This is a genomic window from Paenibacillus sp. J31R34, from assembly GCF_059383715.1.
On the sequence record NZ_JBXENU010000015.1, the window covers coordinates 1 to 26,625 of the forward strand.

General features: G+C 49.6%; 21 protein-coding genes, 1 rRNA gene and 1 pseudogene. 12 read left to right on the top strand and 11 right to left on the bottom strand.

Features of this window, described 5'->3' with window-relative positions; genetic code table 11:
- Positions 1 to 209, bottom strand: a 16S ribosomal RNA gene (locus tag AC50YG_RS28670); the annotation flags it as partial.
- A 557-nt stretch (positions 210 to 766) separates the two neighbouring features.
- On the opposite strand from AC50YG_RS28670, the gene AC50YG_RS28675 reads away from it, so the two are divergent.
- The 5 genes and pseudogenes from AC50YG_RS28675 (at position 767) to AC50YG_RS28695 (ending at position 4,097) form a co-directional block, all read left to right on the top strand.
- Positions 767 to 934 (top strand): hypothetical protein, encoded by a 168-nt coding sequence (locus AC50YG_RS28675; protein WP_494831972.1) that lies wholly within the window; start codon positions 767 to 769, stop codon positions 932 to 934.
- A pseudogene (locus AC50YG_RS28680) lies at positions 925 to 1,230 on the top strand (adenine deaminase C-terminal domain-containing protein); the annotation flags it as partial. The gene AC50YG_RS28675 and the pseudogene AC50YG_RS28680, both read left to right, overlap by 10 nt.
- Before the next feature lie 225 nt (positions 1,231 to 1,455).
- Entirely contained in the window at positions 1,456 to 2,133 is a 678-nt protein-coding gene (locus AC50YG_RS28685; RefSeq protein WP_494831974.1) for a GntR family transcriptional regulator, read from the top strand.
- Positions 2,134 to 2,151: 18 nt separating this feature from the next.
- Positions 2,152 to 3,237 (top strand): mannonate dehydratase, encoded by a 1,086-nt coding sequence (gene uxuA / locus AC50YG_RS28690; protein ID WP_494831976.1) that lies wholly within the window; start codon positions 2,152 to 2,154, stop codon positions 3,235 to 3,237.
- The gene (locus AC50YG_RS28695; protein WP_494831978.1) at positions 3,234 to 4,097 is read left to right on the top strand and encodes an SDR family oxidoreductase; all 864 of its coding nucleotides are present in this window, start codon (positions 3,234 to 3,236) and stop codon (positions 4,095 to 4,097) included. The genes uxuA and AC50YG_RS28695 overlap by 4 nt, the downstream gene beginning before the upstream one ends.
- 225 nt (positions 4,098 to 4,322) lie before the next feature.
- Here AC50YG_RS28695 and AC50YG_RS28700 read toward each other — a convergent pair whose 3' ends face one another.
- From AC50YG_RS28700 to AC50YG_RS28710, 3 genes are all read right to left on the bottom strand, one after another.
- Positions 4,323 to 6,299 (bottom strand): ABC transporter substrate-binding protein, encoded by a 1,977-nt coding sequence (locus AC50YG_RS28700; RefSeq protein WP_494831980.1) that lies wholly within the window; start codon positions 6,297 to 6,299, stop codon positions 4,323 to 4,325.
- A gap of 427 nt (positions 6,300 to 6,726) precedes the next feature.
- Entirely contained in the window at positions 6,727 to 8,325 is a 1,599-nt protein-coding gene (locus AC50YG_RS28705; protein WP_473759049.1) for an acyl CoA:acetate/3-ketoacid CoA transferase, read from the bottom strand.
- A gap of 74 nt (positions 8,326 to 8,399) precedes the next feature.
- Positions 8,400 to 9,200: an enoyl-CoA hydratase/isomerase family protein gene (locus tag AC50YG_RS28710; RefSeq protein WP_494831982.1), complete on the bottom strand. Its 801-nt coding sequence runs from the start codon at positions 9,198 to 9,200 to the stop codon at positions 8,400 to 8,402.
- A gap of 206 nt (positions 9,201 to 9,406) precedes the next feature.
- Here AC50YG_RS28710 and AC50YG_RS28715 point away from each other — a divergent pair, with 206 nt between their 5' ends.
- The 5 genes from AC50YG_RS28715 (at position 9,407) to AC50YG_RS28735 (ending at position 14,091) form a co-directional block, all read left to right on the top strand.
- On the top strand, positions 9,407 to 10,456 hold the full coding sequence (locus tag AC50YG_RS28715) for a LacI family DNA-binding transcriptional regulator (RefSeq protein ID WP_494831984.1): 1,050 nt from the start codon (positions 9,407 to 9,409) through the stop codon (positions 10,454 to 10,456).
- Between the two features lie 208 nt (positions 10,457 to 10,664).
- Positions 10,665 to 11,480, top strand: a complete 816-nt coding sequence (locus AC50YG_RS28720) for a transporter substrate-binding domain-containing protein (protein ID WP_473759052.1) — start codon at positions 10,665 to 10,667, stop codon at positions 11,478 to 11,480.
- A 3-nt stretch (positions 11,481 to 11,483) separates the two neighbouring features.
- Complete coding sequence (locus tag AC50YG_RS28725) at positions 11,484 to 12,152, top strand: amino acid ABC transporter permease (RefSeq protein ID WP_341279484.1); 669 nt, start codon at positions 11,484 to 11,486, stop codon at positions 12,150 to 12,152.
- 10 nt (positions 12,153 to 12,162) lie between these two features.
- Positions 12,163 to 12,903, top strand: coding sequence for an amino acid ABC transporter ATP-binding protein (locus tag AC50YG_RS28730; protein ID WP_341279485.1), 741 nt, complete (start codon positions 12,163 to 12,165; stop codon positions 12,901 to 12,903).
- An 18-nt stretch (positions 12,904 to 12,921) separates the two neighbouring features.
- Positions 12,922 to 14,091 carry a MalY/PatB family protein gene (locus AC50YG_RS28735; RefSeq protein WP_494831987.1) on the top strand — a complete coding sequence of 390 codons (1,170 nt, stop codon included), beginning with the start codon at positions 12,922 to 12,924 and terminating at the stop codon, positions 14,089 to 14,091.
- Positions 14,092 to 14,308: 217 nt separating this feature from the next.
- Here the strand turns inward: AC50YG_RS28735 and AC50YG_RS28740 are convergent, their stop codons facing one another.
- From AC50YG_RS28740 to AC50YG_RS28755, 4 genes are all read right to left on the bottom strand, one after another.
- Positions 14,309 to 16,303, bottom strand: coding sequence for a methyl-accepting chemotaxis protein (locus AC50YG_RS28740; RefSeq protein WP_494831989.1), 1,995 nt, complete (start codon positions 16,301 to 16,303; stop codon positions 14,309 to 14,311).
- A gap of 347 nt (positions 16,304 to 16,650) precedes the next feature.
- Positions 16,651 to 19,131 carry a CopD family protein gene (locus AC50YG_RS28745; RefSeq protein ID WP_494831991.1) on the bottom strand — a complete coding sequence of 827 codons (2,481 nt, stop codon included), beginning with the start codon at positions 19,129 to 19,131 and terminating at the stop codon, positions 16,651 to 16,653.
- A gap of 148 nt (positions 19,132 to 19,279) precedes the next feature.
- Complete coding sequence (locus tag AC50YG_RS28750; RefSeq protein WP_494831996.1) at positions 19,280 to 20,344, bottom strand: DUF4198 domain-containing protein; 1,065 nt, start codon at positions 20,342 to 20,344, stop codon at positions 19,280 to 19,282.
- A gap of 165 nt (positions 20,345 to 20,509) precedes the next feature.
- Positions 20,510 to 21,184 carry a response regulator gene (locus AC50YG_RS28755; RefSeq protein ID WP_473759057.1) on the bottom strand — a complete coding sequence of 225 codons (675 nt, stop codon included), beginning with the start codon at positions 21,182 to 21,184 and terminating at the stop codon, positions 20,510 to 20,512.
- 253 nt (positions 21,185 to 21,437) lie between these two features.
- Here AC50YG_RS28755 and AC50YG_RS28760 point away from each other — a divergent pair, with 253 nt between their 5' ends.
- Complete coding sequence (locus AC50YG_RS28760; RefSeq protein ID WP_494832000.1) at positions 21,438 to 22,865, top strand: FAD-dependent oxidoreductase; 1,428 nt, start codon at positions 21,438 to 21,440, stop codon at positions 22,863 to 22,865.
- Positions 22,866 to 23,016: 151 nt separating this feature from the next.
- On the opposite strand, the gene AC50YG_RS28765 is transcribed toward AC50YG_RS28760, so the two are convergent.
- The 3 genes from AC50YG_RS28765 to AC50YG_RS28775 form a co-directional block, all read right to left on the bottom strand.
- Positions 23,017 to 23,334, bottom strand: a complete 318-nt coding sequence (locus AC50YG_RS28765; RefSeq protein WP_341279491.1) for a hypothetical protein — start codon at positions 23,332 to 23,334, stop codon at positions 23,017 to 23,019.
- A 55-nt stretch (positions 23,335 to 23,389) separates the two neighbouring features.
- Positions 23,390 to 23,710 (bottom strand): hypothetical protein, encoded by a 321-nt coding sequence (locus AC50YG_RS28770; protein WP_494832002.1) that lies wholly within the window; start codon positions 23,708 to 23,710, stop codon positions 23,390 to 23,392.
- Between the two features lie 237 nt (positions 23,711 to 23,947).
- Positions 23,948 to 25,390, bottom strand: coding sequence for an S-layer homology domain-containing protein (locus AC50YG_RS28775; protein ID WP_494832004.1), 1,443 nt, complete (start codon positions 25,388 to 25,390; stop codon positions 23,948 to 23,950).
- Positions 25,391 to 25,857: 467 nt separating this feature from the next.
- Between AC50YG_RS28775 and AC50YG_RS28780 the strand changes: the two genes are divergently transcribed.
- Positions 25,858 to 26,553 (top strand): GntR family transcriptional regulator, encoded by a 696-nt coding sequence (locus AC50YG_RS28780; RefSeq protein WP_473759062.1) that lies wholly within the window; start codon positions 25,858 to 25,860, stop codon positions 26,551 to 26,553.
- The last annotated feature ends 72 nt before the right edge of the window (positions 26,554 to 26,625 follow it).

Here is a 26,625-nt window from a genome sequence, read left to right on the forward strand (position 1 = left end):
CAACTCCGATCATGCGACCAAGTTGTGTATCCGGTATTAGCATTCGTTTCCGAATGTTATCCCAGTCTTACGGGCAGGTTACCTACGTGTTACTCACCCGTCCGCCGCTAAGTATCAGGAGTGCAAGCACTCCATCAACTCCGCTCGACTTGCATGTATTAGGCACGCCGCCAGCGTTCGTCCTGAGCCAGGATCAAACTCTCCATTTAGGTGTTTGACTTGCTCATTACTTTTTTGTATCGCTTTACATTAACCGAAGTTAATGTGGCAGTTTCACTCGTTGTTCAGTTTTCAAAGAACAATTTCTCTTGCTTGCGTTTCGTTCTTGTCTGCCGTATGTCTCAGCGGCGACTCATATAATATATCACGGGTGCCTAGAGGATTGCAAGTGTTTTTTCAAAAAAACTTTTAACTATTTCATTTTATTTAAAAACTGCGCTCGAACTTCCGTTCATAATACCTCACTATAATGAAGTAATTATTTTAAACAGCCTATAAATGACTAGAATTTTAATCAAATACCTTTAATTATCATAGTTCCTGTCTACCTCCTTTCTCCCGAACAGTATTCATATATCTATTTCATTCTCTAAAGCTGCTCATACAACCGGAGCTAGAGCATCAATGTTCGGGTATTTCAATACTCTTATTAAACATTGATAAATGGCAACGTATACATAAATACTGCAACAGCCAATACGTGCAAGATTTTAGATTTAGCGAAAAATCATACAACCCCTGTAATCCGCTGAGCAGGGCGCCGTTAATGCGCAAGCCGGTATTCGATCACCGCGTGCATGGACAAGATGGACTCGGCGATGCGCTCAAAGAGGTTGCCCCCTCCACCGAACGAATAAGCAAAGACAGCTTCGGTTCTAGTTTCCTAATTGAGCAGTTGCAGAAGTATTCTAGCGAAGTTTCGCTGATATGCTGATTGCCGCGAATACGGTGATTAAGCAGCAGGGAGGATTTTGCGTTGTAGATAATGGACAATTGCTCGCTAACCTGCATTTGCCTGCCGGGGGTATTTTGACCGAGGCTCCGCTTGAAGAAGCTGGCCCAGCTGTCAAGCAGCTGCGTGAAGCGATGCAGTTGATCGATTATCGCCATTATAATCCGATTATGTCGATTGCTACCCCTTCCATGCCTGTCAGCCCTTTTCTGAAAATGACAGACTATGGCCTCATTGATGACAATGCAGGCAAAGTCGTTTCTTTAATTGTCAGCTAAAGGCTCATAAGCAGCCACTATAGCAAAAGCAACAAGTATCGTTCAGCATTCATCTGCTTGGACTAGACTTGTTTTGCTTTAGGCAGGCGGATATCGCGCATGCTCTGAAGGAAATATTTTTCACCAAAAATGTTTCCGCTTCCAAACTACCATACAAGTATGGTAGTATAGTGAAAACGTAGCTTTTAGCTTAAGAAATGAGCCTATCTACCGAGGAGGTGAACGATGGATTTTACGATAAAGCCCACTGCCGTATCGACGCGGGATGCGATTTATTTGACGCTGAAGGAGCAGATTTTGAGCCTTGAGCTGCCTCCCGGCACGAGCATTTCGGAGAAGGAAATCTCCCTAAAGCTTGGCGTCAGCCGCACCCCCGTTCGGGAAAGCTTCGTTCGGCTGGCGCAGGAAGGATTGCTGGAAATTTTTCCGCAGCGCGGCACTGATGTGTCGCTCATTGATTTGGAGCTGGTCGAGGAAGCACGCTTCATGCGCGAGCAGTTGGAGACTGCGGTTATCCGCCTCGCCTGTATCAGCTTCCCTGCCGAACGCTTGACGGCGATGCGTCACAATCTCGCCTTGCAACGGGCTTGCGTAGAAAGCCAGGATTACAAAACGATGTTTGATCTGGACGAGGCTTTTCACCGCACGTTGTTCGAAGGCTGCCGCAAAAGCAACACTTGGGCCGTCATCCAGCAAATCAACGTCCATCTCAACCGCAGCCGCATGCTTCGTCTTGCTGCCGATCACCATTGGGAGCATTTGTACGAGCAGCATTTGCAGATGGCACAGGCGATTGAAAGCAGCGATACTCAGCTTGCCGAACGGCTGATGAAAGAGCATTTGAACCTGACGATTGCCGATCAGGCGCTATTGAAAGAGAAGTTCCCTACCTACTTCAAATAATCGGAGGCGAAACGCATTATGAAAATGGTATTTCGTTGGTTTGGCGAAGGCAATGACACCGTCAGCCTTGACCAAATCAGACAAATTCCCGGCACGGAGGGCATCGTCTGGGCGCTGCATGACGTTCCAGCTGGCGATGAATGGCCGATGGAAAAAATTATGAAGATTAAAGAAGCAGCGGACAAAGCCGGCCTGCACATTAAGGTCGTTGAAAGCGTCAATGTTCATGAGGACATTAAGCTTGGCCTGCCAAGCCGCGATTTGTACATCGACAACTATAAGAAGACAATTGCCAAGCTTGCGCAGGTCGGCGTCAAAGTCATTTGCTACAACTTCATGCCGATTTTCGATTGGCTGCGTACCGATCTTCATAAGGAGATGGAAGACGGCTCGACGGCACTTTTTTATGAAAAAGCGATGATTGATAATGTCGATCCCTTCGAACTCGTTAAACGCATCAACGAAAACTCCAAGCTGACGATGCCGGGCTGGGAGCCGGAGCGGCTGCAATATTTGACCCAGCTGTTCGAAGCCTATCAGGGAGTTACGCAAGAGCATCTATGGGCAAATGCGAAATATTTCCTCGATGAAATTATTCCATTTGCTGCTGAGCATGACATTAGAATGGCCATTCACCCGGATGATCCGCCTTGGCCGATTTTTGGCCTGCCGCGCATTATTACTGGGCAAGATAATATTCGCCGTTATCTCCAATTGCATGACAGCCCTTATAATGGTCTTACTTTATGCAGCGGATCGCTGGGCGCTAATCCAGAAAATGATATCGTGTCGATGATTCACGAGTTTGCCGACCGTATACCGTTCACGCATATTCGCAACGTACGCGTCTATGAAAACGGCGATTTCATCGAATCGTCACACCGGACACAGGATGGTACAGTCGATATCGCTGGTGTTGTGCAGGCCTACCATGAGGAGCAATTCGAGGGCTACTGCCGTCCGGATCACGGCCGCCATATTTGGGGCGAAGAGTGCCGTCCAGGCTACGGCTTGTATGACCGTGCACTCGGCATTATGTACCTTTGGGGCTTATGGGATGCGTATCAGAAAGCTGCCGCCGCGGAAGGAGCTGCTGCGAAGTGAGTGAAACGATAAGTTTACCGAAGCATGCCTCTATCGAGGGCAAAGTCGTCGTCATTACAGGCGGCGCAGGCGTATTATGCCGCGCAATGGCGCTGGAGCTCGGACGGCAAGGAGCGAAAATTGCCGTGCTTAACCGCACATTGGAAAAAGGCGAGCAGGTTGCCGCAGATATTAAAGCCGCAGGCGGACAAGCTATTGCGGTCGCATGCGATGTTACCAACCAGCAAAGCGTTGCGGCAGCGGCGGAAACGGTGCTTGCCCAGCTTGGTCCGTGCGACTTGCTCATTAATGGCGCGGGCGGCAATCATCCGAGCGCCAATACGACGAATGAGACGTTCCAGCCGGAGGATTTGGACAATCCCGACGTTACCTCCTTCTTCGACTTGAAGGTGGACGGCTTTCGCAATGTGCTTGATTTAAACTTTGTCGGCAGCCTGATTCCGACTCAAGCTTTTTCCAAGCAGATGCTTGGCAGGGCTGGCGCAGCCGTTATTAATATTTCGTCGATGAGCGCACCGTCGCCGATGACGAAGGTTCCGGCGTACAGCGCAGCCAAAGCTGCCATTAACAATTTCACGCAGTGGCTCGCTGTCCATTTAGCTGATGCTGGCATTCGCGTAAATGCAATTGCTCCTGGCTTCTTCCTGACCCAGCAAAACGAGCGGCTGCTGCTGAATGAAGATGGCTCCCATACGGCGCGGGCAGGCAAAATCATCGCCCACACGCCGATGCGCCGCTTCGGATCGCCGCAGGATTTGCTAGGCACGCTGCTATGGCTGGCGGATGAGCAAATGTCCGGCTTCGTCACCGGCATTGTCGTTCCGGTCGATGGCGGCTTTATGGCCTATTCCGGCGTCTAGTCTATCCAGCTCTTCAAGCGTAAACGTCTGTCGCCGTCCCTTGGCGGCAAAGCTAGTGTCTCAAGGATGAAATATAAGCCGATTATAAGGTGAAACTTATAAATTCTTAAATTTTAAAGAAATAAGTCGGGCTCCTTCATCACCTATGAAGGAGCCCGACTTATTTGACTAGCTCAGCTTGAAATCAAGCTGTCGATCGTATTCTTTTTCAACAACTGCTGCATATTATTTCAGGGCTTCATTGATCTGGTCTAATACTAGGTTAATAGCAACCGGACCATAATAGGCAATCCACAAATTCGTATCTTCTTTGTAAACATGGCCGTTTTGGACGGCTTTCATGTTTTTCCAAATGGCCGAGCTCTCGAATTCCTTCGTCAGCTCCAAATTGCTGCTGTCCTCCATCAGAAAGAGATGGTCGACCTCAAGCTCAGGAAGCTTCTCAAGCGACAGCGACGCACTGCTGTTCTCTGCATCTACCGCCATTACAGGCGGAGTCAGCCCCAGCTCATTGTACAAAAGCGCAGCTGTACGATGGGCTGTTGTATGCAGCCTCACAATATTGTCACGCGGTCTTAGCAGCGCAAACGTCTGGCCTTTGTATTTTTCGGATAGCTCTGCCTTCAGCCCGGAAATTTTGCTATTGTATTGATCAAGCACCTGCTGGGCTTCCTGTTCCTTGTCCATAATGAGGCCAAACGTATTCAGCGTTGTCTGCCAATCCTCATTGCGTTCAAAAATAAGCGTCGGCGCGATTTTCGTCAGCTGGTCGTAAATTTTATCCTGAAACTCCGTACCAATAATAATATCCGGCTCAAGAGCGATAATCGCTTCCAAATTAGGCTCATCCTTCGTGCCGAGCGTAACGACATCTACCAGCTTGCCCGCCATGTAATCCGGAAATTGCGATTTTTCCGATTCTGTCACTACGCTGCCGGAAGGCTGCTCACCAATGGCAATGAGCTGATCCATGAACTGGGTATCCAGCACAGCAATTCGCTGCGGCGTTTGCTCCAGCTTCAGCTCGCCCTTCATATGAGTAATGGAACGCGGCGCACTTTCCTTCGAGCCCGTGTCCGTTACGCTTGGCGACGCAGTTATGCTATTGGATGGAGCTGACACTCCTCCTCCTGCGCTCGTGTTCGTACCGGCCGCGCCTGAGCATGCAGCCAGCAGCAAAGTTAGACTAAGCAGCAGACTGACCGTCCATCCTGCTTTAAAGCTTCTGTTTGTATACATCGTTCCAGCACCCCTAAAATGGTATTGATAATGATTTTCATCACTACCTTTACCACTATACGGACGCCGCTTCCTTGCAGCAATTGCATATCGCGACAACTCGGATGGATTATGACGACTGTCCGCCACAGGCTCACGGGCGATTTTAAAGCTGCTGGGGGAGCACCCCACATGCTTTTTGAAAATGCGGCTGAAATAGTAGCTGTCCGGATAACCAACCGCAGCTGCTATATCCTTCAATGAAGCATCTGTACCTAAAAGCAGCTCACGCGCCTTCTGCATCCTCACTTGAATCAAATAATCGATGGGCCCTGCCTGATAGCGGGCTTTAAAAAGGCGCTGCAGCTGCCTTGGGCTGCAATGAAGCAGCTCGGACAACAGCGCAAGCGTTACCGCCTCGCCATAATGCTCATCCAAATAACGGCTGGCCTGCGCAGCGATATCCGGCACTGCCGCTGCAATCTCTTGGTGATGCAGCTGCCCCAGCAGCTCACAAATGAGCTGGTAAAACAGCGATTTCGTCTGCAGCTTCTCCAGAGCGCCCGCTTGCTTCCATTCCTGCTCCATACGGGCGATTTTCAAATAAATAGCGGCATGATGCAGCGGCGCAAAGCCATATTGCATGTGAAACGGCTTGCTGCGCTCCAGCAGCTGCACATACTCCTTACGTACAGGCAGCGGTAACGACGCTTTATAAAATATGAAATAATATTCGAGTCGACCGGAGGTTGCCTCCATATCAAGAAACGCCCCTTTGCCTGCATGGCAAAGATAACAATACTCGGCGCGATGCTCCATTCCATCAAGCATGATCCGCCCCTGCCCCCGCGAGGTAAAAAGAAAAGCGCTCGCAGGCAGCTGATACGAGCGCAGCTCCTCACCTAGCTCCAGCACCGCATGCCGGATATCAAGCACCTTGATGGAGGCTTGGTTCCACAATTGAATGTGTTCATTCAAGTTCATCGCCCTTGTTCAACTCCTATGGATCAAATAGGTCAGACCGTAAAGCTCCTCTCCCCATTATAGTGATAACAATTCTCATAGTCGATTGGAAGATGTGAGGAATACAGCACAAAAAGCCGTCAAATCACTCATTGATTCGACGGCCTTTAATTATTAAAGAACAGCCTTAAAAGCTGTTCTTGTTGCTCTTGTTGCTCTTGTTGTTCTTGTTGTTCTTGTTGTTCTTGTTGTTCTGTTGTTCTGTTGTTCTGTTGTTCTGTTGTTCTGTTCTGTTCTGTTCTGTTCTGTTCTCTTTTCTTTAATTGTAGGCGGAAGTATGTTTGAGTTGACTGGACTTTTGGTAGTTCAGACGAATGTGACTCAGCCTATGGCTGGATTACATTCGTAGAACGGACAACGGCCAGGCAACCAATCATACTGTAGCGAATCATACTGTAGCAGCATCCCACTCTTGCTTGAGGCCCATAGGCTCCGCTTGGAAGAGTCTTGCATCCATCAGCTTGAGCTCCGGTGAAATAAGCGGCTCAAACGCCAGCAGATCAAGAACATCCCGCTGCAAATCGATTCCTGGGGCAATCTCGCAAAGCATCAGACCGCGAGCTGTAAGCTGGAACACCGCTCGCTCCGTAATAAAAATAACTTCCTTGCCGTTTTGCGCCGCCTCGACTCCGTTGAAGGAAATGTCTGCGAGCGCGGGCACGATTTTGCGGAAGCGTCCTTCCTTTGCAATGTCGACCTGGCCATCCTTTACCTGGACGTCGAGGCCTCCGGCGGTAAAGGTGCCGCTGAATACGACTTTTTTGGAATTTTGGGCAATGTCGATAAAGCCGCCCACACCCATAATTTTCCCATTGAACTTATGAACATTCACATTTCCCGCTTGGTCCATTTCAGCAAAGCTCAAGAAGCTGACATCCAGCCCGCCGCCATCATAAAAATCGAACTGGTACGGCTGGTCAAGCACCGCCCTAGGGCTGATCGTCGCTCCAAAAATAATGCCTTTCGCTGGTGTGCCGCCTATCGGACCCAGCTCCACCGTAAACGTCAGCGCTTCGCCAACGCCCTCCTCGGCCGCCACATAACCAACACCATCAGATATGCCAACTCCAAGATTGGCTACGGCTCCAGGGAATGCCTCCATGAGCGCCCGCCTTGCGATAATTTTGCGTTCAGTTAGCTGCAAAGGCTCGATACCGCCCTGTACGGCTAGCAAATCACCGCTCATATAGCGGTTGCTTTCCGTCTGGTACGTCTGCATTTGCTCTGGAACGACGACGACGGCATCGACCAGGAAGCCGGGAATTTTGATCGTCTTCGGATGCTGCGAACGAGCTTGAACCATTCGCTGCACTTGTACAATGACAATGCCGCCGCTATTTTTCGTAGCCTGTGCAATGCTGAGCACATCCAGAAAAGTCGGCTCATCCTCCATCGTAATATAACCGTCTGTATCGGCAGTCGTACCGCGAATAATCGCCACATCCGGCTTAATCGACGGATAGAACAGCCATTCCTTGCCGTCGATTTCCATCAGGCGGACAAGCTCCTTCGTCGTGCGCTCATTAAGCTTGCCGCCTTGCTGGCGAGGATCAACGAATGAGCCAAGCCCAACATGGCTCAAAATACCGGGATGCCCTGCTGCCGTGGAACGGAACAGCTGTGTAATGACACCTTGCGGGAAGCAATACGCTTCGATTTGGTTCGTCTCAGCCAGCTCCGACATCCGCGGCGACTGCCCCCAATGCCCGCCAATCGCTTTGGTGCAAAGGCCGGCAATCGCGATCGGGCTCATCCCTCTATCTGCCCGGTCACCGAGACCGGTTGTGTGAAGATAAGTCAGCCCGCTTGGCTGCTGCTCTTTGTGATAGCGATCAGCGAGTGCTTCAATGACAGCAGTCGCCTCGACAATTCCGCCGCCGGCGCCGCTAAAGGCGACCGTGGCTCCGTCAGGAATGAGGCGCACGGCCTCATCAGCGGTCAAAATGGGAACCGGACCGGTTCTTTTTTTCAAAGTTGCATTAGACATGATGGATAATTCTCCTTCTTTGGCTGCTTTCGTCTGTGCTGCTATATAAGTTGAGCAAATCAGCGGTTAGAATGTTACACTTTTTGGACGGTATCACCTGCGAAAACAGGAGGACGCTTCTCGAAGAAGGCCTGCATGCCTTCCTTAAAATCTTCGCTTTCCGCTACCTTTTGCGAAATATCGAGCTGCGTTAAATCAAGCCATGACTGCTCTGGCATAAAAATGCGGGTAAGCGCCTCCTTTACAGCGCGTACGGCCGAGCCGGATTTTGCGGCAATTTCCTCTGCCCAGCGATAGGCCAGCTCATAAGCGGTTCCTTCGTGTGCAATCTCATTGACTACGCCCAAGCTAAGCGCTTCCTGCGCACTCATCGGCTTGGCAAGCAGCATAAACTGCATCGCTCTTCCTGCTCCGATGAGGCGGGTGATGCGGTAGGCGCTGCCGCTTCCCGGGAATGACCCAATGTTTACCTCTGGCAATGACAGCACAACATGAGGTGCAGCTACCCGCATATCGCAGCTAAGAGCCCAGTCAAAACCACCGCCATAAGCGGAGCCGTCCAAAGCGGCAATCGTCGGAATCGGCAGTACGGACAGGCGGGTGCGCAGCCGAATCTCGCTTTCCATTTTGTCGCTGACATACGTATCTTTTTCCAAATGCTGCTGTATTTCATTCATGTCTGAGCCCGCCGAGAATACTTTGCCATTATGAGTAAGCACAACAACGCGAAGCTCGCCATCCGACTCAATATCGGCTAAAATCTTCTCAAGCAGCGCAAGCCCGTTATTCGTTCCCAAGTTCAGCGGAGGATTGTTGAAGCGGATAATTCCGATACGGCCTTCCTTGTGAAATTCAATTCCCGGATTTGCTGACATGACAATAACCACCTTATTATGAGATTATAAATTATCATTGCTGTCCAATTGAACAGCTGCCGTTCGCTATTAGATCGATCTAATCTTTCCATTGATTATAAAAAACGGCATCCCCCCTGTCAACAGCAAGCCGGGGAATCTATAGTCATTCCATATGCTGCGATTATGTACTATAATTTTCACTAATGAAAGAGGTGTGACTGATTGTGGGCGATAAAAAAGAAAAACGCGTAACGCTTCAGGATGTCGCGAAGGATGCAGGCGTGTCACGCGCCACGGCATCGCTCGTTGTCAGAGGCAGTACGTCCATTACTGAGCAGACGAAACAGAAGGTTCTTGCATCGATGAATAAGCTCGGTTATGTCTATGATCGCGTCGCAGCAAGCTTTCGCTCCAGACGCTCTTCTACTGTGGGCATTATTATAACGGATATCGGCAATCCCTTCTTCTCTGAGCTGCTCGCCAACTTGCAAGATCGGCTCGATGAACTCGGTTATACAACGCTGCTTGGCATGACTTTTGAATCGGATAGCAAGCAGGAGCGCATACTCGAGACGATGCTGGAGCATCATGTTTGCGGCATTATTATGGCTCCCGTTGCGGGGACAAACCCTGCCGTATTTGCCCGGCTAAAGCATTTAAACGTCCCTTGCGTCCTTATCGGCCGTGAAATTTCCGGAGCACGCGTTGATTATATCGGCACCGATTTCCAATGGGGCACGAAGATGGCTGTCCGGCATTTGGCCGACCAAGGGCATAAGCATATTGCTCTGCTTGGCGGCACGCCTCATACATCCGCTTATAACGAACGGCTCGCTGGCTATTTGGAAGGACTTGAGGAATCCCGCATCCCGACCGATCAGCACCACATTATTCCTGGCCCGCCTACACGCGAAAGCGGCGCTGTCATTATTAATCAGCTCATCCGTCAGAACAAGCTGCCTACAGCGGCGCTGTGCCATAACGATATTGTCGCGCTTGGCGTCATCGTCGGACTTAGGGAAAATCGGCTTGTCGCCGGCAAGGATATGGCTCTCGTTGGTTTTGACGATATTAAAGAAGCAGCTACGGCAAATCCTGGCTTGACGACGGTTGCCGTTGGGTCTGGCCAGTGGGGAATCGAGGCGGCAAACCTGCTCCACCAGCGCATCAGCGCCGAAACACCTACAGCGGCTGCTCAGGAGACGGCTAGAATTATTTTGCCGCCAAAGCTTGTTATCCGCGAATCCTCAACACATTTTATGGGCGTGCATTAATCGATGCACCCCTGTCATTTAGCTGGCGAAATGGTCATTGACATTCAATTTTTAACTTGCTATAATTCCAACAAAACTAATAGGAAATAGACGTTACGCGTTTATTTACTAATAGAATCAAGCGCGAACGGTTTCGCTGGCTACAGCAGCACCCGGACACGTTTGGCTTATAATTAGATCGATCTACTAAGAGGAGGCTTTTGTCAACATGTTTGGAAAAAAAAGTGTGGTCTTATTAATGCTTGCCATGACGTTAGTACTGGGAGCGTGCGGGTCGAAAACGACTAATGATTCTGAAAGCGCTAGCTCTGGCAACAAAACAGAAAGCAAAGAATTAAATCTGGCAACGTTTGGCGTCAGCATCGGTTTCTCCAAGAAAGATGGGGACAAGCTGGAAGGTTATGATATTGCTGTAGCAGAAGCTGTTGCCAAATATTTGGGCTACACGAAAGTAAACTGGACGACTGCTGATATGGCGGGCATGTTCGGCATGCTGGACGCTGGCAAGATCGACACGATCGCCAACCAAGTGGAAGCTAACGAAAAACGTAAAGAAAAATACATCTTCTCCAATACTTATATTTATTCCGGAGCACAGCTGATCGTCCGCGCTGATGATGATTCCATCCAATCGCTGGCTGATTTGAAGGGCAAGAAAATCGGTGTTGACGTTGGTACAAGTAAGGAAGCTTACTTGCGCGCCAATGATCCTAACAACGAGCTGAACATTACAACTTATGAAGATCCTAGCGTAATCTTGAATGATGTTGCTCTGAAACGCCTTGATGCTTATATTATGGACCGCGCCGGTGCACAGCTGCTGATCGACAACTCGGGCCTTGCTTTGAAGAAAGCGGGAGACCCGGTTTACACTTACGAGGAAGCATTCCCGTTCCCGAACACCGAAGACGGCAAGAAGCTGCGTGATTCCTTCAACGAAGCACTTGAGGCCCTTGCAAAAGACGGCACGCTGACGAAGCTATCGAATGAACATTTGAAACAAGACATCAGCAAGGCTAACTAAACGATGAATTTCGATACAGCGTTTATATTCGAAGCGATACCCAAGCTGCTGAAGTATTTGCCGATGACGCTGATGCTGGCGGTCGGCTCCATGCTTCTGGCTTGTCTTATGGGTATTGTGCTGGCGCTCATTATTAACAATAAAATTTTTATTTTGTCACCAGTGGCAAAAGTATATATTTCCTTCTTTCGCTCGGTGCCTACTCTTGTTACGCTGTTTATCTTTTATGTGGGAATTCCGCAAATTTTTCCGGAATTCACCTTTATTGATGCAATTACCGCAACAATCGTTGCTCTCAGCTTTAAAAATGCCGCCTATTTGGCGGAAGAATTCCGTGGGGCGCTGAATGCGGTCGATAGCGGGCAAATGGAAGCCTGCCTTTCAGTCGGCATGACCAAATGGCAGGGCTTCCGCCGAGTTATTTTGCCGCAAGCGATGCGGATTGCCGTTCCAAGTCTAGGCAACTATTTGATTATGCTGGTCAAGGAGTCCTCGCTCGCCTTTACAGTTGGTGTGACCGACATTTTCGCGCAAACGAAAATTTTGGCCAGCAACTCCTTCCGTTTTTTGGAGAGCTATATTGCCGTTGCCCTCATTTATTGGGCCGTAACGATCGTGCTGACCATGCTGCAGGGAAAATTGGAAAAGGCAATGAGCAAGCCTTATCGATAGGAGTTCTGTTATGCTAAAAGTGAGCGGGTTAAGCAAGCATTTCGGCGATAACGAGGTGCTGAAGCAAATCAATCTGGAAGTGAAGCGCCGCGAGGTCGTTGCGATTATTGGACCGTCCGGTTCGGGCAAATCCACGCTGCTTCGCTGCCTCAATCTGCTGGAAACGCCGGATGCCGGCCACATTGAAATTGATGGTTTCGAGGTCGATGCAAGAAGGCTGAAGAAATCAGATGCCTACGCCCTGAGACAGAAATCGGCGATGGTTTTCCAGCATTACAATTTATTCAAAAATAAGACGGCGCTGCAAAACGTCATTGAAGCGCTTATTGTCACCAAAAAGATGAATAAGCCTGATGCCGAAGCACTGGGCCACAAGCTGCTGGATCAGGTTGGGCTAGCAAGCAAAGCAAGCAGCTATCCTGCCATGTTGTCCGGCGGACAGCAGCAGCGCGTGGCCATTGCTCGTGCACTGGCCGTCAATCCTGCGGTGATTCTACTCGATGAGCCAACCTCGGCGCTTGACCCCGAGCTTGTTGGGGAAGTTCTGCAGGTCATCCGCTCTATCGTTGCTACGGACACAACGATGCTGATTGTGACCCATGAAATGTCCTTCGCCCGGGAAATTGCTGACCGCGTCATATTTATGGCGGACGGCTCGATTATCGAGGAAGGCGATCCGCAAAGCCTGTTCGGACAACCGCAGCAGGAGCGGACGAAGAAATTTTTAGGAACGGTCTTTTCCAAAAACTGACGACAGGGGAAGAGGCAAATGATGACTCGCACACATAATTTTAGCGTACAGCTCGATCGACGTCATACCGATTCACAAATGCACACCCTATTTCCGGAAGATGTGCTGCCCATGCATTTGGCAGAAACAGATTTTACAACGGCACAGCCCATAATTGATGCACTCGCTGCACGGGTAGAGCATGGCATGTTTGGCTATGTCGCCGAAAGCGAGGGACTGGCGCTTGCTGTCCAGCATTGGATGGCAAGCCGCTTTCAATTTCCAATAGAGCCGAAATGGGTCGAGTATTCTCCCTCTGTTGGCTCTTCACTCGTATTTGCCGTGCAAGCTTTCACACAGCCCGGTGACCGGGTATTGATTCAGACACCTGTCTATCATGCTTTCCACAGCTTGATTGATAATAGCGGACGCATTAAAGCGGAAAATAAGCTCAAGCTGCACAATGGACGCTACGAGATCGATTTTGAGGATTTGGAGCGCCAGCTTAGCAACCCGCGTACGAAGCTGATGCTGCTTTGCAATCCGCATAATCCGGTCGGACGCTGCTGGACAAAGCTAGAGCTGACAAGAATCGCCGAGCTTTGCCTGCGCTACAATGTATTCGTTATCGCAGACGAGGTACATGCTGATCTGGCTTACGAAGCGTTTACTCACATTCCGCTGCCAGCTATTTCGGATGAAATCGCTCAGCAATGCATCGTCACCGTCAATCCAAGTAAAACGTTCAATCTCGCTGGCATGCGCGCCTCTGCCGCTATCATTCCTAATGAGCGCTGGCGTGAAGCTTTCCGTATTGCCCTTATCAACAACAAAGCGATTGACCGTCCCGTGTTCGGCGTGGTGGCGCTGGAGGCCGCCTACTGGCATGGCGGCTACTATGTTGATCAGCTCGTTGCGTATCTGGAGGAAAATGTACGGTTTGTAGGGGAATATTTGCGGAAACATATTCCTCAAATCAAGCTCATTCAGCCGGAAGCAACCTATTTATTATGGCTTGATGCCCGTGAGCTGGGCTTGCCTCCGGAGCAGCTTGCCCCTTATTTTATGCGGGAGGCAAAAATTGCGTTCAGGGATGGCTCCTCCTGCGGCAACGGCGAAGGCTTCCTTCGCATGAGTGTCGGCTTTCCCACAGCTGTGCTGGAACAAGCTCTTCACCAAATGAAGCAAGCCGTTTCCAAGCTGGGGTGAACTACTGACTAATTAGGCATTGGCTGCGCGCGAAGCTGCGTCGTTTAACTTTCGCTATAGCGTTCAGCCACCGAGCAGCAATAAAAACAGCCATCCTGCATGGCAGCCAATAGGCTGCGCAGGACGGCTGTTTTTGTATTTAATCCTCTATTGATTTCCGTGTTTATTGTTTATTTCTTTGTCTACGCTAATCAGGCGTGCATCGTGTTATCGCAGCTTACAGTTTAAAGCTGCCTACTTTGTTTTGCAGCTCGGAAGCAATTTCCGACAGGCCGACTGCAGATGAGGAAATGCCCTCCATCGCATCAAGCTGCTGGTTGCCAGCCTGTGTCACTTGGCGAAACGATTGTGACGATTCGTTCGCAATGCCCGAAACCTCGTGAATGGACGCCGCCACTTCCTCGGCACTTGCCGACATCTCCTCCGTCACCGCCGAGACATCATGAATTTGCTGGACAATCAGCCTCGTGGAATGTTCAATGCTTGCCAGCGCCTGTCCTGCTTCCTCCGTTATACGCAGTCCTCCCCGCATATCCTCGGAAACTTTGTATTTCATCATATCGTAAGTAGCTGCAACCAGCTTCGTCATTTGGCCAATCGTATCCAATATTTCATCGGCTGTCGTCTTCGTCTGATCTGCCAGCTTCTGCACTTCCTGTGCAACGACGGCAAAGCCTTTGCCATGATCGCCTGCCCGCGATGCTTCAATGGCCGCATTAAGCGACAGAAGATTCGTCTGCTTGGCAATGCCTGCAATCGCTGTACTCATCTGCGTCACCTGTGCGCTAAGATCATGCAGCTGCTCGATCTGCTCGGAGGACTGGTCGATGGATTCGCCGATTTTTCTCATTTGAACCGTTACTTCCTGTACTTTATCGCTGCCTTCCGCAACATTCTGCTCCGTCTCCTTCGACGATTGCACAATTTCAGACGATGCTTCAGCAATTCTCGTAATGCCGATCGCCATTTCCTCCATCGTTCTGCGCGTCTCGTCCGTCATGCGCGCTTGATTGTCCGCCCCTTGTGCCGCTCCGCCGATCAGCTCCGATACAAGCTCCACCGTCTTCGTATTTTCAGTTGTGCTTGCACTAAGCTGCTGGCTGGCAGCCGCCAGCTGATTCGACGAATCCGCCACTTCCATAACAATACCGCGGAGAGAATCGACCATCGCGTTGAAGTTACCCGCAAGCTCCCCGATTTCGTCCCGGCGCTTCGTCTCGACTTTTTCCTGCAAATAACCTTCGCTTACCCGTCTGGCCGCACGGTTCAATTGCTCGATAGGCCTTGTAATGGCCCGGATAATAAAGAATAAAATGCCGAATGCCGCAACGAGCGAAATGACCATGACGAGCAGCGAGTTAAGCAATATAGGCAGCGCGGCCTCCCTAAACTCCTCGGTTGGCAGAGCCCCGACCAATTTCAGTCCGGTATCCTTGTTCGTCACGTAAAAGGCTTTGCGTTCCACATTGTTAATCGGATCATTGTAGAAAAGCTCCCCGCTATCCTGCCCAAGAATGGACTGAATACCTTCATTATTAATAGGAGTTCCTACTTCAATCGTAGGATGCGCCAAAATAACGCCCTGCTGATCCATCAAATAAACAAAGCCCTCCGAGCCGATTTTAACATTTTGAATTAATTGCCCGATTGCCTCTACGCTCAAAGCAACGGTAACCCCGCCCTGACCATCTGCAAACGCTTGAGACACAGTAATCGTATACTTATTCGTCGTTGCCGATAAGCCCGGCTGGGATACGACAACTTCTCCTGAAGCCGCCATAATCGCCTTGTACCAAGAGCGCTCCCGCGGGTCGTAATCCTCCTGACCCGGATTCGGCGATTTCATCCAGCTGCCGTTCGCGTTGCCAATCGTTACAATTTCCACCTCGGGATGGTTTGCTGTAAAATTGTCTATAAGCGCCTGAGTAGTCTCAGCCTTTTCATCTACTGCTGCCGATGAGAGCAAGTAGGCTAGTTGCTTCACATTGGCTTTCTCAAGCCCAATGATCTGATCGATCGACATATCAAGCGAGGATACCGTAGAGGCTGCTGTTTGTCCCATTTTATCCTGAAGCTGAATTTTAGCATTGCTGTAAGAAAAGAATGTAGAAACGGCAAGTGAAAGAATGAGCATCAAGGAAATATAGAGAAGAAGCCTGCTTCTAAGCCTCCTCATATAAAACTTTTGCTGCCATTGCGTTTTTTTCTTCATCTCTCTCTTCTCCTTCATGATGTAATCTCCCCAGCTTGCATTTATTGTATATGTAATTATAGTCGACAGACCTCATTTGAAAATTGATAGATTTTTCATTGTATTTGTAACAAATTTTCAACAAAAAGATTATTGTATCCGTCTCATCTCCAATTCACGATTGAAATGGTTGCTAAATCATTCCATACTAAAGGAATTCTTTCCTTTCTATTCCTTTTCACTTATTTAAAATAAAGAAAGAGGAGCAAGATTTGCTCCTCTTTCCGTTGTATACTCATTCGTTTATGTTCGGATTATATGCCAAAATAGTCGTTTCGCGGGCTAGCGGTTATCGCTTATTTCACGCATTAAGGTATGCGCTTCTCGTAGCGATGCTCCTTGCCCGTTGAATCGGTAATGACAATCGTCATATCCCATATATCGCCGACCGCAGGCACGGGAGCCTTAGACAAATACGTATATTTGTCAAAGCCTTCAAAGCCATAAGGATCTGGCCCGCCCTTATTAAACTCGAAGGGAATGTTCCGCATATCCCCCTGCTCGCTATCATCCTTCGCTTGTACCGCGATAAGCGTTGGAGCGCCCATACCAGTCGGCAGCCACACATCCAGCTGATAGATCTGCTCTTCTGGCTTAATTCGCATAGACATATGGGCTTTATCGCCCATCACATGCCAGTACACAGGTTCAGCAAAAGCAGGCTGCTCTGGTGGCGCAGTGGAAGACAGCATGCCAGCTACGATAAAAGCAGCCAGCGCCAGCAGCGCCTCTACACGCACCGCTTGCACAAATTTAGGAGCAGAGCTGTTGTCTGCTACCCCCTTTTTCATCCCTGCCGCCAAACGCGGCATTAGGGAAAAACGATGATAAGCGCCAATGCCGATAACGGCAACCAGCAGCAGCGTTTTTAGCACAACCAAACGTCCATAGCTGCTGCCTGCGAGCTCCGTCCATGCGTTAAGCCGCTGCAACGACAAGATGAGACCCGTTGCGGCCAGCAAAATAATAATAGGCAGCGCGGCCTTTGAAAATCGCTTGATCATGAGCATTAACGCGTCTCGCTGCTCTTCGGCGCTAGGAAAACTAGTCTTCCAAGTGGCCCCAATAATGGCGAGGATGCCGCCGAACCATATGGCTGCGGTCCATATATGCACAATATGCGACAGTACCGCCACTGATAGGAAACTAGAAGCATTAGCATGACCCGTTAATGGGTAAAGCACCGTTAACAGCAAAGCCATCAACCACTTCAACGGCGCAACCCAGCGTTCATCACGCTGCGGCGCATAGGCCAGCAGCAGCATAAGCGCCGCCAATGCAGGCCGCAGCCATGCTGCGCGTCCCACCATCGTCGTGGATAAAATCTTTTGGTACAGCGCTCCGCCGCTTCCCATTTCAAATGCGCTAAGCTGCTCTGCTAACAGCCATACGTGGAAAAATCCTGTGGCGCCAAGCGCTATCGCCGCACCTATAAACAAGAGGCGCTCGCTGCGCTTGCTAAGCAGCCGCGGTATCGCTGAGCTATCCGCACGCGACCAAAGCACATACCTGGCATATAAAAAAGCAACTATGCACGCCGCAGCAATGACCTCAATAATTCGCAGCAGCGTGTAAATAACTGTACGCCAATCGCTCTGATGTCCAGCATCATGGTCATCCGAATGGCCGATCATATTGCCGTTCGCATCCATGTCCATGTCCATGTCCATATCGTGATTGGCTCCATGATCGCCAGACATGGAATGCCCATGCGATTCATCCGCTGCTTGCGCCGCCTCGCCCGCTGCTCCATCTCCTTCCACTGCAGTAGGCGATTCGGATGCGGTGTTTGATGGGTCAAGACCGGTTGCAGCTTGCTGCTCACCGTTAGCCAATGCAGCAGAATCGCCGCTTGCCGCTTTCCCGTCGCTCTCTTTAAGAGAGCCTGCAGCCTCTTCACTTCCCACGGATACTTCGCTGCTCCCAGCTCCAGCCGATCGATCCGGCTCCGCTACCGAGCTAGTACCGCCTGCTGCGCTGCCCGTTCCGCCTTGACCGGAGCTGCTGGAGCCTTCCGCTTCCCCAGCGCCCGATCCAGTGTCGCCTCCTACTGCTCCACCGCTTCCTGAACCAGCACTTGATGCAGGACTCGCCGAGCCGCTTCCACCGCCATTCGTCTTGGCTTCTGAGGAAGTGCCACCTCCCACCGCGCCTCCAGAGCCGCTGCCGTTAGCGTCAACACCACCCTGCGAGCCGCCGCCTTTACCTCCAGAGGTGCTGCTGCTACTGCTGGTGCTTCCGCTACCCGGCTGGCTAGCCGCTCCCGATGAAGCGTCCTTGCCCTGGCCGACGCTCCCGCCTCCGGCACTCGGCGAGGCTGATGCACTAGGCTTCGCCGTCGCTGTCGGTGACGGCGAGGCATTGCTGGCACCGCCATCAAGCGAGATCGTATCGCTTGGCTTCGTCGTCGCGAGCGGCATGCCGACTGCAAAGCGAAAGGAACCGTCCGTGACATGTGTATCCACGGACAGCACCTGCCATTTCACCTTATAGATACCTGGCGACAGCTTAGGAATCGTATATACAAGCCATCTGTCCTTCTCCGCAGACAGCTTGCCTTTTATCGTATTGCCAGCCTCATCCTCCAGCACAATCCGGCTTAAATCCGGATCGAACTCTTCTGTATACTGAATGCGAATGGATGAAGGCGATTCGCTGAGCTCGGCATCCTGGAGCGGAGTCGAGCGCTCCATATTCGCATGCGCGTCCGCAAGGGCCGGGCTGCAAAGCATGAACAGCAGCAGCGCCGCCAGTGCAAGCAGGTTTATTTTCAACTTATGAGGAATCATTCGCCTCTCCTTCCTTCTCATGCAAACAGAGCCGCCTAATGATGGCGACCCCGCTATGCGTAAGCAGTGCTGCGCGTTTAGGGCAGCTGCTTTCAATTGTTGTTCACTGGCAGACAAAGCACTATTGCTCGCTGCCGGTTATGACCTTCTATTTTTTCGTATAAATCAGCACGGCTGCACGTGTATCGCCAACTGCCGGCAAAAACTCGACAACCGCTCCTGCTTTTTCAGCTGTTTGACGCAAGGAAGCGGCATTTTTGCTGCTGTAGCTCGGGTCAATATATTGCTTCAGAAAATCGGCGCTCGCGTTCGTTGAGCCTTTCACAATGGTTAGGCTGTCGCTGGATACGAGTTTCCCATCGACATATACATAAGGAATAGGGCTAGCTTTGCCCGCTGGCAGCTTGACGCCTGCATTTTGCACCGTGTAGGTCATCGTTGCTGTATAATTGACCTTCGTATATTCGCCCTCTTTGCTCTCATCCGTAGACGTCGAAGCACGCAGCAAATAATAGTCGGCTGCTCCCGTCTTATAAGTCACAAATCCATTGTCATCCGTTGTCAGCGTCTGCCCTTCGGAGTTGCTGCGGCGAATGAGCGATACTTTAGCATCCGCTACCGGCTCGCCTTTGAGCAGCAATTGCACCTTTACATCCTGACCTGGCACGGCAGCTGCCGGATTGAACTGCGGGACGAACTCCGCACGGTCAAGGCTCACTGGATTCGCAAAGCCTTTCAGCGCGCTGACTCGGGCAATAAGCGGAAGATCGCTGATGGCTACGAACGATTTCGCGCTGCGCAACGAGCGGCTGAGCGAGGTCGTACTCACGCTGTCCGATTCACCCGTTACGATGTAAGCGCCTGGCGATGCCGCCGAGAAGGAAGCGACAAAACCATTGTTTACGGCTGGCTCCGTCTCTGTAGCTGCTTCACCTGTGTAAAACCGCGTTGACGTAATGTCCGTCTTCACGCCTGCCGGAGAAGTCACATATACCTTCGAGCTGTCTACACCCCATTGGCCGGTAATGCGATAGCTTTTGTGATCATTGGAATGGTTGCCGAAAAGCATATCCACATACGCAACCTCACCCTGCGCGATAATCGGCGCATTCGTCTGTGTCCAGCCGTCATGGGCGAAAGCCGTCGCCGAAACGCTGAATGTTAATACTGCGGCAAGCACTGCGGCTGCCAGTTTCTTTTTCCAAACGATCATTAAAATAGCCCCCTGAGCATCGATATTGGATAACTAAATCCTATTATATCGACCTGCCCTCAGGGAAAGAATGACTACAAAGGGCTATTTCCGCACCCGCATTGTCGCCAAGCTGTGAACCTTTGATGACGCTTCGCCAGCATGGCACAAGCATCCTTCCAAGCTTTAGTCCCGCAAATACCCTTGCTCGAACGCATATTTCGCCAGCTGTACGCGATTGTCCAGATGGAGCTTCTGCAAAATGTTTTTGAGATGATTTTTCACGGTATGCTCGGAAATCATCAGCATGCCGGCAATGTCCCGATTGGCCGCCCCCTGTGCCACACAGCGCAAAATCTCCTGCTCCCGCGCCGTGAGCGGACTTTCCTCAGCCTGCTGCCTGCCCGCTCCAGCAAGGGCAAACTCCTGCAAAATGCGCTGCGCCAGCTCCCGCGACAAAGGCGCTTCATCAAGCGCAATCGCCTTCAAATATTCGCGCCAGGCGCCGGGATTTAAATTTTTGAGCAAATAGCCCTGCGCACCTTTCTTTAGCGCCTCAAACAGATGCGTTATATCATCCGATACGGTTATAATCACTATTTTTACATAGGGGTAACGGGCTTTGATTTCCTTCGTCGCTTCGAGCCCGTCCATCTCTTTCATATTAATATCCATCAAAATCAAATCCGGCATCAGCTGCTCCGTAAGAGCAAGCGCTTCAAGCCCATTGCAGCCCTCGCCGACAACCTCAAACAAAGGCTCCGCCTGCAAAATCGCCCGAATGCCCTCGCGCGCATGATGATGGTCGTCCACAATTAATATTCGAACCGGCTGAGTCACGCCGCATCCCTCTTTTCTCATTGACGTCTGGCCCTCGCGCCACTGTCACTCTATCCTACTCCTGTATATTGTACACCTTTTATTGTGGCTGAAAACAACCCGCTTGAATATGGCTCGAAGGGGCTATGCCATACCTTGTGAAAAAGTTCACAATTCCGACCTTGTTTTCAGGCATCGAATGTTTTATGATAATACCAACAACACATTGTGAATCATTTCACATTAAACATTATGGTTGTGAAAACATTCACATATACTCGAGGAGGCCCCTACTATGAAGGTTACCGTTATTGGATGTACACATGCAGGAACTGCCGCTATTAATCAAATGATCAAGCTTCACCCTGAGGCGGAAATTACCGTTTTCGAGAAAAATGACAACATTTCCTTCCTGTCGTGCGGCATCGCCCTTCATGTCGGAGGCGTCGTCAAAGATCCAACGAAGCTTTTCTACGCTTCGCCTGAGCAGCTTGCCGTCATGGGCGTTCAAACGCATATGCAGCATGAGGTGCTGAACGTCGATACCAATGCAAAAACCGTAACCGTCCGCAATCTGCTGACGAATGAAACGTTTGAAAATAGCTATGACAAGCTCGTCGTGACAACTGGCTCGTGGCCGATTATTCCAAAGCTTGAAGGCATGGAGCTTGAAAATATTCTTTTATGCAAAAACTACAATCACGCCCAAACGATTATCGAAAAAGCAAAATACGCCAACCGCATTGCCGTCATCGGCGCTGGCTACATCGGCATCGAGCTGGTGGAAGCGTTCGAGCAGCTCGGCAAGCAGGTGACGCTGATCGATAATATGGATCGCATTTTGTACAAGTATTTGGATCAAGAATACACCGATGTCATTGAAGCCGATCTCGCCGCGCATGGCATCGAGCTTGCGCTTGACCAGACCGTTACCGGCTTCAAGGGTGCGAATGGTGAAGTGAATCAGATTTTGACGACCAAAGGCGAATACGAGGCTGATCTTGTCATTATGTGCATTGGCTTCCGTCCTAATACGGAGCTGCTGAAAGGCCAAGTCGATATGCTGCCCAATGGCGCAATTATCGTCGACGAATATATGCGCACCAGCCAGCCGGATGTGTTCGCTGCCGGAGACAGCTGCGCGGTGATGTACAACCCAACTGGCCAGCATGCCTACATTCCACTCGCAACGAATGCGGTTCGGATGGGAACGCTCATCGGCAAAAACCTGCTGCAGCCGCGCGTGAAATATTTAGGCACGCAAGGAACGTCGGCGATTAAGCTATTTGACTACAATATTGCTTCGACGGGCCTAACTGAAACGGCTGCGCTTGCTGCTGAAATGAATGTGAAAACTGTCACAATCATTGAAAACTACCGTCCGGAATTTATGCCAACGTTTGAGGAGGTCACGCTGAAATTCGTTTATGAAGCGGACAGCGAGCGTGTCGTCGGTGCACAAATTTTATCGAAAGCCGATCTGACGCAAATGATGAATACGATGTCGGTGTGCATCCAAAACCGCATGACGATTGATGAGCTCGGCTTCGTCGACTTCTTCTTCCAGCCGCATTACAATAAGCCGTGGAGCTTGCTTAACCAGGCAGCGCTTCAAGCGATGCTCGCCCCTGCTGAGCAGGTCGAGACGCAAGCTCAGCCAGCACGTGAGGCTGACCCAGCCGCTGCGGGAACACCGACAGCACCCGTCAGCCCGGTGAAATAACAATTCGTACCGATATCTCCCGCTCAACCTTCCATTTACCTGCATGATGCAGCAAGGGATGTCCCCGAGCCTAACGGTCGGGGACATCCCTTTTCACCTTCACCTTCACCATTACATTAATTACGTTAATTGAACAAGCTGCACCCTGCTCCTATACGGGAAAAAACTTAACCATAAAATTTTCACGTTGACTTGAAGGTACCTCACAAATATAAAATGTATTTGAATCATAATAATCTATTCTTGAACCATTTTTGACGTCATTATATTTCGTAACATCGTTTCCATTATTAATATCAATAGCCATGCTGAATTTAATATCATTATTAATTTTACCATTTACGCTCACTTCAACCTCCATATATTTACATGAGCCAAACCATTTCGTCGAAAAATTACCACTTGTGCGACTTCTTTCATCATTTAAAACGGTATTACTGGATACAACAACAGCGATTGGTCTGCTCATGATTCACACTCCTAAATTTAATGGACTATCTTCATAAAAATTCATTTTGAATGATTTACTTGACATAAGGTTTAAATGTAATCATAAAATTCTTATTCACTGGACATCTAACCTCACAAATGTATAACGAGTTACTTCCTATATACCCCACTTGATCGTTATTCTTCACATTTTTAGCTCTAACGGGATCACTGCCACTTTTATCTTCAGCAATACTGAAAGTTATCGTATTATCAATTTGACCATCAACCGTTACTTCAACCAACATGACATGGGCTCCTCCAAACCAATCCGTAGAGAAGTTTCCACTTGAACGACTACCTTGCCCTGCTAAAGCATGCGGTTCTGACACAATAATCCCAATAGGCCTTTCCATAAACGATCCCTCCTGGTAATAAGCTCTAAACCATTAAGTGCAATTAACACTATAAATACCATCTCAATACTAAATGGCATATATACCCAGAGTATGATAAAGGTATCCAAAATTAGAACAGGAAGTCCTTTTTTTTGGACATCATTTCATCAAGAACACCAAACCCGCTCATCCTTTGAGCAAAAAGAGAAAAAGCACCCCTTCGCTCTCATAGAGAGAGGACAAGGGATGCTTCGATTACGATTGATAATACGTTCTGAAGTAAGCGCCTGAGTCGGTTTTAAGGTGAGGCGGATAATAGTTGCTTTTAAGATAGGTGCCAAAGGTCCAAAAACGTCTGACGCTATCCTTAGTAAAATAGGTGGAAGTAGCCATCGGGACGGTAGTCAGCCCGTTTTTATCCATCGTTTCGGGAGCAAGACGGCTGAACTTGAAAAATCCGTTCCCATTCCCATTGCCGATGGCGCTATAGAAGCCCATGAGATCCATTTTTTCCGCATGCGTCTGGATCGTCATTTCAGTGAAGGCCATATAAACACTATTATCAAGCTTGCGCCAAGATGCTATGGAATCAGCAAAATAGTTGGCATAAACACCCTTCGCCTCCCCCTTGCCCGTGACGGGAACATCGACGAAAATCATCCGGTGCAGCTTGACCGTAGCGACCTTCTTGGCCTTAATCGGGCTGTCGACCACGTCGGCGAAAGAGGTAAACGGCATCCGGCTCTGCTCTATATTAATATAGGCATCCTCGTGGGACAGCAGCAATTTCAAATCTTTTGGGCTAAGCTGGCCAGGCTCCTCCACTCCGAGTCTAGGAGAATATCCGCTAGCATAGGCATCGGCGACAGCTTCCTCGAGGCTCATCTCAAGCTCCTCCAGCTTGACGAATTTATAACGTTGGCTATAGCCATTTACATAAACATGGTAATCCAGTCCGATGCCAGGAATGCTGAGATAAGGCTCTAATGTACGGGCATCAATATGCTGATCCAAGTCAATTCCAACCTTGGCAACAGCTTCGAGCCTATAGCTTCCGTCATCGTTGTAAGGAGATTCCCGCGAATATTTATATTTCGTAATGCTGGTCAGATTAGTGCCGGTTAATCCCACTTCGCGCAGCTCATTCAAAGCCTGATAGCTGTCAGCTTTGGTACCCTCCACTCGCTTATAGCGGAGCAGAATGGCCGCCAGTTCAGCTTTCGAAATGGGATCTGCTGGCCGAAACGTGCCGTCCTGCATCCCTGTAATAATGCCGGTACCTCGAATAACGGCAATGTACGGAATTTGCTTGTCCGCAATGCCGCCTTTATAAGTCTCAGGAGTAGGCAGCAGCGTGCTCGCAGTATCCGCCAGCGCTTGCTTGAAGCTTTCATCGGACGCCGCAAGTCCGCTGGCCATCCACTTCATCATTTCAAAGCGAGTCACTGCCTTGTCAGGCTGGAAGCCTTTGGGGTAGTCATTTTTCGCAATCATTCCAAGTGCAACGAGCTTGCGCACATCACTGCGGCTGCTATGCTTGTCCAGATCAGGAAATACCGACGCGACATCCGCCATGTTGGGCTTTGGCAATTGGGTCACCCGGCTCAGCATGCTGGCCGCCTCAGCTCGTGTAAGGGCGTTATCCGTCTTAACGGCTGAGCTTGCGGCAAACTCTTGAATAACCGCTCTCGCCGACACCACTTGCTCCCTAGGCAAATAAACCAATGACATAAGGACAATAATCAAGCCTGTTATACCGATACGATAATAAAATTTAAAAATGATGATTCAACCCTCTCAACTTTAGTTCTTTATACCCTTCACATTCATTTCACTCACCCAATTCTACCACTATATAGGTGTCTTTTATAGTTTAAAAGTAGGACAATATGTAACTTAAAAATCAGCTATTAGCTTTTAGTTTGCGTTAATTTATATAACATATATATGCCACAAACTAAAAGTGAGCTAGCGAAAAAGACTAGCATTTATACGTATAAGCGCTAAATTCAGTTGAAATTCTGAAAAACCTTTAAAAAATCGTCATTTCACTCCACTCAAAAATAACTATTGACTTATAAAGTGCTTTTAATTTACTATTCATGTTATAAAACATAACAAACATTTTCGTATGACTGATCCACCTTATAAAGGAGATGTTCCCAGTGGGGGTAGCAAATGAACTTGATATTTATATAGCAATCAAAGATGCCATTATTCAGCAAAAGCTCCGCCCCAGCATGCAGCTCGTCGAGGAGGTTATTGCCGAATCGTTTGGCGTCAGCCGCACGCCCGTACGCAATGTGCTGCGCAAGCTGGCCGGAGAGAAGCTGGTGACGGTTATTCCATACAAGGGAACATTCGTTGCATGCCCTACCGTCGAAGAAGCCAAGGAAGTTTTCGAAATGCGCAGAGTCATTGAAGCTTCCGGGGTGAAAAAGGTAAGTGGAACGCTGACTAAAGAACAGCTCAGACAGCTGAGCGAGCTGCTGGATGAGGAGCACGCGGCTCACCACAACGGAGACCCTTTGCTCGCCGTTCGGCTCTCGGGCAACTTTCATCTAAAAATCGCCGAGTTCACGGGCAACAATTATTATTTCCGCTATTTAGAGGAGCTTATATCACTCACTTACGTCATCATCGCTCTATATGGCATGAGTAAGCACATGCACTGCAGCGATCATCGACGATTAGTGCTCTTGATTGAGCAAGGCGAGGCGGAGCAGGCGGAACGGTTGATGATCGAGCATTTAAAGGAAATCGAGGATACGCTTCAGTTTGAAGAAAAAGGAACGGCTCCTCAATCCTTAAGCGAGGTTTTCCGCGTGGCAAACGGTCATTACGCCAGCGTGAAGGGCTGAATCAGAAGCCATCATTTTTTTTGATTAGGATTGTATCCAATCTTGGATTAGATGTTGTGTGGGATAGGCTCA